This window comes from Haladaptatus sp. CMAA 1909 (assembly GCF_043952005.1).
Lineage (GTDB): Archaea > Halobacteriota > Halobacteria > Halobacteriales > Haladaptataceae > Haladaptatus.
This window is the reverse complement of sequence record NZ_JBIOAV010000001.1, coordinates 2982142-2994725: the sequence shown is the minus strand read 5'-3', so window position 1 is coordinate 2994725 and position 12584 is coordinate 2982142. Positions and strand designations below refer to the sequence as shown.

Genomic DNA, 12584 nt, shown 5'->3' with positions numbered 1-12584 from the left:
CAAGGAACCCCCAACGGAGTGCCGAAGGCACGACGGACGGGGGTGACGACGTGCTTTTGGTCCAGCTTTTACCAACGAGGGAGCGATAGCGACCGAGCGCAGTAAAAGGTGGATTGCAATCTCGCCGTTGGCGGAAGCCGAGATATAGAAACCGCGAACCGTCGATACGGACTTCGTTGGAGTGGCGGCCAACGAAGTCCGTTTCCTCTTTTAGTCGGTCAGGAAGTCCTCGACGCCGTTTCGCATGAAGCTCAAATCGGCTCCGAGGAGGAAGAAGCGAAAGCCGCGTTCGGTTCGCTCGGATTTGATTTCCGGTGTCCGTCCCGCGATTCCCGGATACACGTCGTTGGCTTTCGCCGCCTTGAACACCCGATCGACGGCCGCCGTCACGTCGGGGTGGTCCTTCTCGCCCGGATGGCCGTAGGCCGCGGACAGGTCGTTCTCGCCGATGAACGCGATGTCGATGCCGTCGACTGCCAGTATCTCTTCGACCCGTTCGACGGCGGACGGCGACTCGATTTGGACGGTGAGGAGCGTTTCGTGGTTCGCCGCCGTCACGTAGTCGTCGAAGGTTTCGCCGTATGTGTTCGCCCGCGTGGTGCCGGCGACGCCACGCTCTCCGACTGGTGGAAAGTGGGTCGCTCGGACGACGGAATCCGCGTCCTCTGGGGTTTCGACGCCGGGGACGATGACGCCTTTCGCACCGGAGTCGAGGGCGTGTTTCGCGCCGCCCGAAACGGCGGAAGCGACGGACGGAAGCCGAACGAGCGGCGTGGCGTGCGATTCGACCGCCCGGACGAGCGCTTCGACGCGCTCGGGCGAGTGGGGTGCGTGTTCGGTGTCGATGGCGACCCAATCGACCGACGTTCGCGCGAGTACTTCGGCCGCTCGCGTGCTTCCCGAGAGAAGCCACGCGCCGACGACTGCATCTCCCCGATCGAGTTTTCGCATCGAACGGTTCACGAGTGACATACGCGTACCTTCGCCGGGCACGTAATAAAACGAGGCCGTGGTTCGAGGGTGGAGTCGTGGTCGAAAATGGAGTCGTGGTTCGAGAGGAGGTCAGAAACGGACGTCTTCACAGCGCGTTCGCAATCGAGGGCGCGACGGACACCTGACTCACCGCTCGCTCGATGGTGTCGGTGCCGAACACCGCTTCGACGCCCGCCTGTGCGAGTTTGGTCCTAGCGTTCTGTGCGAGCATCGGGTGGACGCAGGTGACGTACACGCGGCCTACCTCACGCCGTTGGAGGAGGGAAACGGCCTCGCTCATGGTCGAACCGGTGGCGATGATGTCGTCGGTGACGACAACGTCGTGGCCCGCGACGTCGGTGTCGCTGGGCGTGATTTCGACCTCGGTCCCGGAGATGCGTCTCTTCTCGAAGTAGTCGATGACGCCGTCGCCGTAGGTGTCCCGCACTGTTTCCGCGATGTCGAGCGCGCCGTCGTCCGGGGAGAGGAAAACGGGGTCGGTCAGGTCGTCCGGGAGGGGTTCCGCGAGGTGGCCCGCGGCGTCGATGGATTCGGCGGGAACGTCGAAGAAGTCACAGATTGCCTCCTCGTGGGGGTTGACGGTGAGCACGCGGTCGGTTCCGGTGCTGATGGCGCGGGCGACCGCTCGGGCCGAGATGGGATGCCCGTGGTCGAACGCCTCGTCCTGTCGGCCGTAGCCCATGTAGGGGAGGACGGTGACGACTTCCTCCGCGCCCCACTCGCGGGCCGCGTCCTGTAGTTGAAGGAGTTCGATGTGTGCGTCGCTTGAAACGGTCGACGCCACGACGACGGCACGGCCCCCGTCGAACTCCGGTGCGCTCGCGAGCAGTTCGCCGTCCGGGAACGATTCGTACTCCACGAACCCGAGACGGTGGTCCGATTCGTCGGCGAGAGTGGCCGCCAGAGACTGGGAGGCGGACCCACTGAGTATCATACGCGGACACTGGATATGCCGGGTTAAACCGGTTTTCACTCGTCTCGACGCGTGCCCCGTCAGCACGTACCTGTCCCCGATTATCCGGGTCGGTTTCGATAACGCATCCGGGCTTCGGCGGCGAATATGGAGTCGACCGTCGAGCACGTGGTAGGATCCAGTTATAAATAGTCAGACATAGTGCTTGAAAATACCATACTATGGAATAATATTTTATATTCGTACACGAGTATTATCGTACGATGGTTTCGGTGACCCGATTGAGTGTCGGGAGGTCGCTTCCGGTGGACGAAAACGAGTTGACACCCGCCGAGACGGGAGTTCTGAACCTCCTCGGCGAGGGACGGTGTACGCCAGCGTACGTCGGGGACGAACTTGCCATCGAGGCGGATACGGCCCGCACCATTCTCGATAGATTTCGGAGGGACGGCTTCGTCGTAAAACCGTATCGGGGACTCTACGAACTACGGGTCGAGGAGCAGGCGAGTGGTGAACGGAAGGGACGATACAGAAACACGGAGACGGTTCTCGCCGACGTGCCGTTCGAGAACGACCAGTTCAGACCCACCGAGCGCGGGATTTTGAACCTCCTCGTCGAGGGGAGGGCGATACCCGCGTATCTCGCCCGGGAACTCGACGTGACCCAGGAGTGCGCGAAAAGTCGGCTCCGCGAACTCACCCGTCTCGGCCTCGTTCGACGACGGTATCGAGGGCTGTACGAACTCGACGCGAAGAATGACGAATCGGTCGGCGACCGAGCGTAAACTAGCGGACGGCAAGCCCCGCGACGCCGGTCAAGCCGAGATTGCGACTCCGCCATCCGTCGCCGGTGGTCGCCAAAAACGTCCCCGATTCGGTCGCGGCGTAGACGCCGTCCCCGAATGCGATGTCGACGACGGGGTCGTTCACCGGGAGGGAAACGGTCGACCACTCGTCCACCTCGTTATCCTCACAGGATACGACTCCATCAACGGTCGCAGCGTACGCCTCCCCGTCCGTGGCGCTCACGACGTGAAAATCGCCGTCGACCGTTTTCATCCATCCGTTTCCGAGTCGGTAGAGGCCGTCGGCGGTCGCCGCGAGCGGCACACCGGCCGTGGATACGTCTCGAACGTCGGCCAAACCGGCGTGTTGGACGCCGTCCGAGGAAACACGATACACGCCGTCGTCGGTGGCGACCAAGTCGCCGTCGATGGCTCGAACGGCGTCGAGCGTCGCCAGTTCGTGCCATTCGTTCCCCTCGCGACGCACGAGTCGTCCGTCCTCGTCCGCCGCGAGGAGTGTCGTGCCGTCGAACCCGACCTCGACGGCGGGACCGAACCCGAGCGACGAAAACGCAGCATCCAGCACGTCTTCGTCCGTCGCAACCGCAAGAGCGCAGTCGGTCGGAGTGCCGTCTGCCGCGGCGATATCGCGGGCGGCACAGCGGTGTGCCAGCGAGAACTCGCCGATGATGTCCCCAGAGACGTCGACGCGAGCGACGCCGAGTTCGGTGGCGACGAGAACCGTCGTCGTTCCCTCCCGGTCGCTGTAGACCCGCTTTTCGTCGATGGTGGTCATGCGCGAGTGATGAACGCAAACCGGGGAAAACGTTCGGATTCCGTCGTCACGTGAAGTCGCCGAACCCCGTTTGGGCGTCCTCCTCGGCGACGACTTCCTCCACGATGTCGGCGGAGTCGTTATCGGGGTTGTTCACCTTCGTCGAAACCGGATAGGCCCGCATCTCGCTCGCCGGGAACGGGTCGAGGACGGACCGGCGTTCGTCCTCGTCGCCGTCGAGCCACGTCACCTCCTCGTCGGGGTCGAGGATGACGGGCATCCGGTGGTGGATTTCGCCGACGACGTCGTTCGGTTCGGTGGTGACGACGGTGAACGACGTCTTCCGCTCCCCGTTCCGCCACGGTTCCCACAGTCCCGCCATCGCGAACGGTTCGCCGTCCGCTCTGGTCATCCGATAGGGTTGTTTGCCCGACGGGGTCTTCTTCCAGTCGTAAAAGCCGTCGGCGAGGACGAGACACCGACGGTCACGGTAGGCGTCCCGGAAGCTCGGCTTGTCCGCGACCGTCTCGGCGCGGGCGTTGATGTGTCCGCCGCCGAACTCGTCGGCCCAGTGGGGAACGAGTCCCCACGTCGGGAAGCGGATTTCCGCGGGCGCGTCGTTTCGCACGACGGGGTGGTCCTGCCCCGGCGCGACGTTGTAGCGCGGGCGGAGCGGACGGGTGGGCGTGGCGTCGAACCGGTCGGTGAGTTCGTCTTGGGATGCGAAGAGCGAGAGGCGACCACACATACTCGATACTTCGCCGCGGAGAAGAATAAGCACGATGGCAGCGATGTTCGGCGGTTCGAAGCCGGGATTTCCGACGGGTTTCAGCGAGGTTACGACGGCTGTTCGTGCGGGGCGAGTTCCTCCTCTGTGCGCCCGCTGCTGTTGATGATGTTGAACGCGGTCATCAGGTCCGTGCGGGAGATGATTCCCGCGACGTTTCCGTCGGCGTCGATGACCGGAAGCCGACCGATGTTGTGCTGTTGAATCGTCTCCAATGCGTCCATGGCGTCGCTGTCGGTGGGAATGGTCTTGACGTCAGTGGACATCACCTCGCGAACGGTGTAGGCGTCGCGTTCGACTTGCCTGACGCTTCGGGCGTCGTCGAGCGTTATCATGCCGACGAGTTCGCCGTTGTCGACCACGGGATAGCCGGTGTGGCGTTGTTGGAACATCATCTCGAGGAGGTCAGCGATGGACGTGTCCGACGAAACGGTGTGTAAGTTTTCGGCGTCCGTCATCACGTCCTTGACGTGGACATTGCGAAACGTCGCGGCGAGGACCGACTGCTGGGCCTCGCTGGACGCGCCGATGTAGATGAAGAAGGCGATTCCGATGAGGAGGATGTTGCCGGAGAGGAGACCGAACAGTCCCAGCATGATGGCGAACACCTTCCCGACTTCGGCGGCGGTTTGGGTGGCCTGTGCGAACGGGCGGGTTCGGGCGAGGAGCGCCCGGAGGACGCGTCCGCCGTCCATGGGGAAGCCGGGAAGCAGGTTGAACGCGGCGAGGACGAGGTTCATCAGCGCGAGATACCCGAGGACGAAGCGGACGGCCTGAAAGTCCGTGGGAACCGCGAAGAGCGCAACGAACGAGAGGACGCCGAGGATGATACTGACGACGGGACCGGCGATGGCGATGAGGAGTTCTTGGGACCACTCCTCGGGTTGGTCGGTGAGGCGGGCGATACCGCCGAAAATCCACAGCGTGATGGAGTCGATGGGGAAGCCGAAGTGGATGGAGACGACGGAGTGGCCGAGTTCATGGAGGATGACGCCGGCGAACAGACCGACGGCGGCGGCCGCGCCGAGGTACCACGGCATGGCTCCGGAGGAAAGCGGCCCGGCGACTAACCCGAGACCCCAGATCTGATTCATGATTCGAACCCAATCCGCGACCTGCGTCCCGATGAGCCACGCGAACACCGGCAGAATGAGCAGGAAGGTGAGGTCGAGTTTTATCGGGATGCCGAACACGCTCCCGATTTTGAAGCTTCGCATGGGCGTATGTTGCACCGGAGACAATATAAGCGTCTTCACGCCGAGCGGCGTCCCGAAGTATTCAAGGGGGCGCTCCGGGGAGAAAAGAACGTGAGCGGTCCCGAATATTTCAGGCGGACGGCGGTGACGCGCCTCTCGGTGGAGGCGGACGACCGAGAGCGGTTGCTGTCGATGGTGCGCGAGTGGAAGCGCGGGTGCCAAATCGCGGTCAACGCCGCGTGGGGTGTTTGCCACACTCGGAACGAGGTACAGCAACTGGCGTACGAGAAGTTGCGCGAGCGCACTCGCCTCGGAAGTCAGCACGCCGTCCTCGCCACCCACCGCGCCGCGGAAGCGATAAAAGGCGCGCTCGAACGGGAAGACGACGGAGTGAAGCCCGAATTCACCAGTCCGACCGTGGTCTACGACAGTCGCACGCTGACGCTGTTCGACGACCGGAGCATCAGTCTGACGACGACCGGTGACCGCGTCCGCTGTCGTCTCGTGTTCTCGGACCACGGCTACCAGTCGCAGTATCTGGACGACGACAGATGGGAACCCGCAAAAAGTACGCTCCACTACCGGGACGGGGAGTTCCATCTTCACCTCGGATTCCGACGGCCTCGACCGGACGTGGAACTGCCGACCGAAGACGCCACCGTCCTCGGCGTCTCGCTCGGCATCGAAAACCTCGCCGTGACGAGTACGGCCAGCTTCTTCTCCGGCGCGGAACTCACGCACCGACACGCCGAGTTCACCGACTTGCGCGAGGACCTCCGGGAGACGAACACGCGAAGCGCGCGGCGAACGCTCAGGCGGGCCAACGAACGCATCGAGAACTTCACCCGTAACACCTTGCACGAAATCGCGGGCGAAATCGTTTCCGAGGCCGAAACACACGGCTGTTCGGTGGTCGCGTTCGGCGAACTCGAAGGCGTACGGGAGATGCTCGAACGGGCGACCGCGTTCCACGGACGGACGTTCGAACGGTTGTTCGAGTTCGTCGCCTATCGCGCCGCGGAGCGGGACATCACGGTGGTACAGGTGAATCCGGAGTACACGAGCCAGCGCTGTACGTCCTGTGGCTTCACGCATCCGCAGAATCGGGACGTGGAGAACAACCGGTTCGAGTGCCTGAAGTGCGGTAACGAAGCCAACGACGACTACAACGCGGCGAAGAATATCGGGTTCCGGTGTATCCGGCGCGGGCCGCTCTCCTCACGGGGCGTCGGCGCGAAATACTGTGCGCTCGGGTCCGGACGGGTGACGCCCGACGGGGAGTTCATCCCGAACGAGGACCTCGAAGCAGTGCAAAAACCTTAGCCCACCGCCTTCGAATGGGCGGACATGTCCGAACCAATCGTGCGGGACGCGGATGACATCGAATACGAGGCCGTCGGGGCCGCCGACGGCATGGCGAAGGGCGTTCTCATCGGCGACGAACAGGACGCACCGAACTTCGCGATTCGCCGGTTCACGCTCGAACCGGGCGCGTCGGTGCCGGAACACACGAACGAAGTCGAACACGAACAGTACGTGCTCGAAGGCGAGTACGTCGTCGGCATCGGCGACGAGGAGTACGAAGTCAGCGCGGGCGATTCACTATTGATTCCGGCGGGAGCGGTACATTGGTATCGAAACGAGGGCGAAAAGTCGGGTGCGTTCCTCTGTGCGGTGCCGAACGGGGACGACGAGATTCAACTCGTCTAACGGCACTCCGAGAGCGAGACCACGGAGTCGATGGACGAGGAAACCCACGCCGTCTCCTCTCGGGTATCGGAGATTCGAACGAGCGGTCGTTCCCGGTCGGTACCGTCCTCTATCTCGAGGATAATGTCGTCGTCGAAGCGCCGTGGAAGGTCTTCTTCTTGCGTGCCTTTCATTATGCCACCGTGATGCGCGACCGTGCGCTGTCCAGCGCTAACGGGTGAACCGGCTTTGTTATGAGCCGGTTTCGAAACGGTATTGGCAGGATAACGGCCGATAGGAGCCGTTAGGGCCGCATTTCCACCGTTCAATGGCGGCTTTCTTCGGACGATGATACGGACTGGCACGGGCGTAAACCGGTGATTCGCGGTCGTCTCGTTCGAATCGCTGAAATAGCTCCGGTGTGTAGCGTGTCCCGTGTCGAAGCAGGCCCAGCAGGTGGAGACGCTCTTCTGCCACGAAACGGACAGGGGCTATCAGGTGGCCGCCCGGCGTGGCGGTGAGCGACTGTTCCGCTCCATCCTCGAACTGAAGGAGACGGACGCGGGACCGCGACCCGGACGGTTTCTGTTGAAGGACGGGTCGAGCGAGAAACCGAAGAGTCCCGACGAGTTCGTCCAACTCGCACGGAACGCGAACCGGATTCGAATCTCACAGCAGACCGCTCCCGATGCGCGCGAAGAGCTGAAAGAGATGCTCGACGGCTACCAACTCGACGCGAAAACGGTGCGGACGTGTCGGTTGTGCGCCAACAAAGGTCGGTACTCGCCCATCAACGGCGACACGGCCATCGATACGGGCGACGAGTACATCTGTCCCGACTGTGCAACGCGGGAGTTGGAGCGGGAACTCTCGTTCAGGGGAAACCTGACGAGCGCCGCTCAGGACCGACTCGAAGATCTCCTGTTGGAAGTACAGGACTTGAAGCGAATCACGAACCTGCTCAAAGGACGACTCGACCCGGACCTGACGAAGTTCGACGAGATCAGCGCGAACGTGGAAGACATCGAGATGGAGCGGGTCGATTCGCTGGACCTCCACCCCGGAATCCAGAACCTGCTGGAATCGAGATTCGATACCCTGCTACCCGTCCAGAGCCTCGCGGTGCAAAACGGCCTCCTCGACGGCGACGACCAACTCGTCGTCAGCGCGACGGCGACGGGGAAGACGCTCGTCGGCGAGATGACGGGGTTGGACCGGATGCTGAACGGGAAGGGGAAGATGCTCTTTCTCGTCCCCCTCGTGGCGCTGGCGAACCAGAAACACGAGGATTTCGAGGAGGAGTACGGTGACGTGGCGAACGTCACCATCCGCGTCGGAGCGAGTCGGGTGCGCGACGACGGCAACCGGTTCGACCCGAACGCGGACATCATCGTCGGGACCTACGAGGGAATCGATCACGCCCTCCGGACGGGACGCGATTTGGGCGATATCGGAACCGTGGTCATCGACGAAGTACACACGCTACAGGAACAGGAGCGTGGCCACCGCCTCGACGGCCTCATCTCGCGGCTGAAATACTACTGCGAGGAACGGGCCAAGCGGCGGAACAATTACGGCGGCGCACAGTGGGTGTACCTCTCCGCGACGGTCGGGAACCCGAAGGATTTGGCCAAGTCGCTGGAGGCGAACCTCGTGGAGTTCGAGGAGCGACCGGTCGCCTTGGAACGCCACGTGACGTTCGCCGAGGGGCACGAAAAGCCCGTGACGGAGAACAAACTGGTAAAGCGCGAGTTCGACCGCGAGTCCTCGAAAGGGTACCGCGGCCAGACCATCATCTTCACCAACTCGCGGCGACGCTGTCACGAGATTTCCAGAAAACTGGAGTACAACTCCGCGCCGTATCACGCCGGATTGGACTACGGACGGCGAAAGAAGGTCGAGCGCATGTTCGCCGACCAGGACCTCGCGGCGGTCGTCACGACGGCCGCGCTCGCCGCCGGTGTCGACTTCCCGGCCTCGCAGGTCATCTTCGACTCGCTGGCGATGGGCATCGAGTGGCTGACGGTACAGGAGTTCCACCAGATGCTCGGCCGCGCGGGTCGCCCGGACTACCACGACCGCGGGAAGGTGTACGTTCTCGTGGAACCCGACGGGAGCTATCACAACAGCATGGAGATGTCCGAGGACGAGGTGGCGTTCAAACTCCTCAAAGGCGAGATGGAGGACGTTCGGACCCTCTATGACGAGAGCGCGGCCATCGAGGAGACCTTGGCGAACATCACGGTCGGCGGGAAAGCCGCGAAGCGCCTGAACGACCGGATGATAGGCGACGTGCCGACGAAACACGCGCTCGGCAAACTGCTCGAATACGACTTCATCCACGGGTTCTCGCCGACGCACCTCGGGCGCGTCGTCACGAGTCACTTCCTCGCGCCGGACGAAGCCTTCCAAATTCTGGACGGCATCCGGAAGGAGAAGGAACCGTTCGAAATCGTCGCCGACCTCGAACTGTTCGGCGAGGACGAGTGACACGGGCGACGGCCAAACGAAACGTTTTACAGGGGGAGCACGCTACTGAAAGGTACGGGATCGTGGGGTAGCTTGGTATCCTTTCGGCCTTGGGTGCCGATAACCCTGGTTCAAATCCGGGCGATCCCATTCTTGGACGACAAGACTGTGAGCGGCGCGTCAGCGACGCGAACGACAACCGTCGTCCAAAATGGATTTATGAGGATTTGAATCAGACGAGTCGCAGCGCTGAACGAAGTGAAGCGACCGTCTCGGCGTGGTTCACAATCCGGGCGATCCCATTCTTGGACGAGAAGACCGTGAGCGGCGCGTCAGCGACGCGAACGATGTTCGTCGTCCGAGATGGTTCTCCGAGCATTCGAACCCTGCAAATCACGGCCCGCACACCACACGCGAGCAAAAATCGAGAGGGAGAACCTACGCCGCTTCGCCGCCTTCCGCGGCACTGTCATCCGACGAACCGGTATCGTCGGTGTCTCCCTTCATCATCGACTTCACTTTCCTTTTGGCGACGAGATAGCCGCCGACTGCGCCGATACCGAACACGACGGCGCCGAGTTTGCCGAAGCGTCGGTAGCCGAACTTCGCGGCCTTTTTTCCGACGGTGAGTGGTCCGAGTGGTCCGAACATGCCTGTGGGTGTTGCGTTCACGGGGATGTGCGGAATGTGGTTGCAGGTGCAAGGTGTATATTTTAGCGGACGGGAAGGTGGTGTGACAAGAGATGAACTCGGCGACGATAGTCCGTTTCGCACTCGAATCCGTTTGCGTGGGATGTGTCCCACCCAAATGACAGTTTTCTCACGATACTTTGCGAAACTTCTTACCTAATCGGGAACCAATGACCCATGAATGGCTCGCGCGGAAAACACGGAACTGATAGACAGGTTCGAACAGTTCTACCGGAACTACTACCGAGACGAAATCGGGGAACTCGCCCAGAACTACCCGAACGAAAAGCGGTCGCTGTACATCAACTGGAACGACCTGTATCAGTACGACGCGGACATCGCGGACGACTATCTCGCGCAACCACAGCAGCTACAGGAGTACGCCGAAGAGGCGCTCCGCCTGTACGACCTCCCCGTGGACGTGAGCCTCGGGCAGGCACACGTTCGCCTACAGAACCTGCCGGAACACACGGATATCCGCGCGATTCGTGCCCGGCACGTCAACACGCTGGTGAGCGTCCAGGGAATCGTCCGCAAGGCGACCGGCGTGCGGCCGAAGATTCAGGAGGCCGCGTTCGAATGCCAGCGCTGTGGAACGCTGACGTACATCCCGCAAGCGGGCGGGGACTTTCAGGAACCCCACGAATGTCAGGGCTGTGAGCGACAGGGACCGTTCCGCATCAACTTCGACCAGTCCGAGTTCATCGACTCGCAGAAACTCCGCATACAGGAGAGTCCCGAGGGGCTTCGCGGCGGCGAGACGCCACAGAGCATCGACGTACACATCGAGGACGACATCACCGGTCACGTCTCGCCCGGCGACCACGTGACCGTGACGGGCGTTCTCCACCTCGAACAGCAGGGAAGCGGACAGGAGAAATCCGCGGTCTTCGACGTATACATGGACGGGGTGTCCGTGGAAATCGAGGACGAAGAGTTCGAGGACATGGACATCACCGACGAGGACAAACAGGAAATCATCGAGCTCTCGAACGAGGGGAACATCTACGAGCAGATGGTCGATTCCATCGCGCCGGCCATCTACGGCTACGAGCAGGAGAAGTTGGCGATGATCTTGCAGCTGTTCTCCGGTGTGACCAAACACCTCCCCGACGGGTCGCGGATTCGCGGCGACCTACACATGCTCCTCATCGGTGATCCTGGTACGGGAAAGAGTCAAATGTTATCATATATCCAACATATTGCGCCCCGTTCCGTCTACACCTCCGGGAAGGGTTCCAGTTCGGCGGGTCTGACGGCCGCGGCGGTCCGCGACGACTTCGGCGACGGTCAGCAGTGGACGCTGGAGGCGGGGGCGTTGGTGCTCGCGGACAAAGGCATCGCGGCGGTGGACGAACTGGACAAGATGAGTCCCGAGGACCGTTCGGCCATGCACGAGGGACTGGAACAGCAGAAGATCAGCGTGAGTAAAGCGGGGATCAACGCGACGCTGAAGTCCCGCTGTTCGCTCCTCGGCGCAGCGAACCCGAAGTACGGCCGGTTCGACCAGTACGAATCCATCGCCGAGCAGATCAACCTCGAACCCGCGCTCATCTCCCGGTTCGACCTCATCTTCACGGTGACGGACAAACCGGACCCCGACCACGACTCGCGACTGGCAGAGCACATCCTTCAGACCAACTTCGCGGGCGAATTGAACACACAGCGAACCGAAATCAACGCGCCGAACATCACGGAGGACCAAGTCAACAGTCAGACCGAAGAGGTGGCACCGGCAATCGACGCGGAACTCCTGCGGAAGTACATCGCCTACGCGAAATCGAACGTCTATCCGACGATGACGTCGGAGGCCCGCCAGGAGATTCGTGATTTCTACGTCAATTTGCGTTCGAAGGGAATGGACGAAGACGCACCGGTTCCGGTGACCGCCCGTAAGTTGGAGGCGCTCGTCCGCCTCGCCGAAGCGAGCGCTCGCGTTCGGCTTTCGGACACGGTCGAACAGGAGGATGCCGACCGCGTCATCGAAATCGCACGATCCTGCATGCAGGACATCGGTGTGGACCCCGAAACGGGACAGTTCGACGCGGACGTAGTGGAGACGGGAACCTCCAGAACGCAGCGAGAACGTATCAAGGGTATCAAGCAACTCATCGGGGAAATCGAAGAGGAGTACGACGAGGGTGCCCCGGTTGATGTCGTCCTGGAACGAGCGGAGGAGACGGGGACGGACCCCTCGAAAGCCGAACACGAGATAGACAAGCTAAAACAGAAAGGAGAGGTGTATGAACCCTCGACCAACCACCTCAGAACGACCTAACGACCGGAC

At 62.1% G+C, this 12584-nt stretch carries 12 protein-coding genes and 1 tRNA gene; 6 read left to right on the top strand and 7 right to left on the bottom strand.

Annotation, left to right across the window (positions count from 1 at the left end; translation table 11 throughout):
• Positions 1-210: 210 nt before the first annotated feature.
• Both ACGYLY_RS16160 and ACGYLY_RS16155 read right to left on the bottom strand, forming a co-directional pair.
• Positions 211-972 carry an HpcH/HpaI aldolase/citrate lyase family protein gene (locus ACGYLY_RS16160; RefSeq protein WP_395283935.1) on the bottom strand — a complete coding sequence of 254 codons (762 nt, stop codon included), beginning with the start codon at positions 970-972 and terminating at the stop codon, positions 211-213.
• 106 nt (positions 973-1078) lie between these two features.
• Positions 1079-1927 (bottom strand): ribose-phosphate diphosphokinase, encoded by an 849-nt coding sequence (locus ACGYLY_RS16155; protein WP_395283936.1) that lies wholly within the window; start codon positions 1925-1927, stop codon positions 1079-1081.
• Positions 1928-2169: 242 nt separating this feature from the next.
• On the opposite strand from ACGYLY_RS16155, the gene ACGYLY_RS16150 reads away from it, so the two are divergent.
• Positions 2170-2691, top strand: a complete 522-nt coding sequence (locus ACGYLY_RS16150; RefSeq protein ID WP_395283937.1) for a hypothetical protein — start codon at positions 2170-2172, stop codon at positions 2689-2691.
• A gap of 1 nt (position 2692) precedes the next feature.
• Here the strand turns inward: ACGYLY_RS16150 and ACGYLY_RS16145 are convergent, their stop codons facing one another.
• The 3 genes from ACGYLY_RS16145 to ACGYLY_RS16135 form a co-directional block, all read right to left on the bottom strand.
• The gene (locus ACGYLY_RS16145; RefSeq protein ID WP_395283938.1) at positions 2693-3487 is read right to left on the bottom strand and encodes a hypothetical protein; all 795 of its coding nucleotides are present in this window, start codon (positions 3485-3487) and stop codon (positions 2693-2695) included.
• Positions 3488-3533: 46 nt separating this feature from the next.
• A complete protein-coding gene (locus ACGYLY_RS16140; protein WP_395283939.1) occupies positions 3534-4214 on the bottom strand; it encodes an SOS response-associated peptidase in 681 nt (226 codons plus the stop codon).
• Between the two features lie 89 nt (positions 4215-4303).
• Positions 4304-5470 carry a M50 family metallopeptidase gene (locus ACGYLY_RS16135; protein ID WP_395283940.1) on the bottom strand — a complete coding sequence of 389 codons (1167 nt, stop codon included), beginning with the start codon at positions 5468-5470 and terminating at the stop codon, positions 4304-4306.
• A 90-nt stretch (positions 5471-5560) separates the two neighbouring features.
• Between ACGYLY_RS16135 and ACGYLY_RS16130 the strand changes: the two genes are divergently transcribed.
• Together ACGYLY_RS16130 and ACGYLY_RS16125 are read left to right on the top strand one after the other, a co-directional pair.
• Positions 5561-6772 carry an RNA-guided endonuclease InsQ/TnpB family protein gene (locus ACGYLY_RS16130; RefSeq protein WP_395283941.1) on the top strand — a complete coding sequence of 404 codons (1212 nt, stop codon included), beginning with the start codon at positions 5561-5563 and terminating at the stop codon, positions 6770-6772.
• A gap of 24 nt (positions 6773-6796) precedes the next feature.
• Positions 6797-7159 carry a cupin domain-containing protein gene (locus tag ACGYLY_RS16125; RefSeq protein ID WP_395283942.1) on the top strand — a complete coding sequence of 121 codons (363 nt, stop codon included), beginning with the start codon at positions 6797-6799 and terminating at the stop codon, positions 7157-7159.
• Here the strand turns inward: ACGYLY_RS16125 and ACGYLY_RS16120 are convergent.
• Complete coding sequence (locus ACGYLY_RS16120) at positions 7156-7332, bottom strand: hypothetical protein (protein WP_395283943.1); 177 nt, start codon at positions 7330-7332, stop codon at positions 7156-7158. The genes ACGYLY_RS16125 and ACGYLY_RS16120 overlap by 4 nt on opposite strands.
• A gap of 241 nt (positions 7333-7573) precedes the next feature.
• On the opposite strand from ACGYLY_RS16120, the gene ACGYLY_RS16115 reads away from it, so the two are divergent.
• Together ACGYLY_RS16115 and ACGYLY_RS16110 are read left to right on the top strand one after the other, a co-directional pair.
• The gene (locus tag ACGYLY_RS16115; protein WP_395283944.1) at positions 7574-9628 is read left to right on the top strand and encodes a DEAD/DEAH box helicase; all 2055 of its coding nucleotides are present in this window, start codon (positions 7574-7576) and stop codon (positions 9626-9628) included.
• Between the two features lie 56 nt (positions 9629-9684).
• Positions 9685-9757 (top strand) — tRNA-Pro (locus ACGYLY_RS16110).
• Between the two features lie 288 nt (positions 9758-10045).
• On the opposite strand, the gene ACGYLY_RS16105 is transcribed toward ACGYLY_RS16110, so the two are convergent.
• On the bottom strand, positions 10046-10258 hold the full coding sequence (locus ACGYLY_RS16105) for a hypothetical protein (protein WP_395283945.1): 213 nt from the start codon (positions 10256-10258) through the stop codon (positions 10046-10048).
• 220 nt (positions 10259-10478) lie between these two features.
• Here ACGYLY_RS16105 and ACGYLY_RS16100 point away from each other — a divergent pair, with 220 nt between their 5' ends.
• Positions 10479-12575, top strand: a complete 2097-nt coding sequence (locus tag ACGYLY_RS16100; protein ID WP_395283946.1) for a minichromosome maintenance protein MCM — start codon at positions 10479-10481, stop codon at positions 12573-12575.
• The last annotated feature ends 9 nt before the right edge of the window (positions 12576-12584 follow it).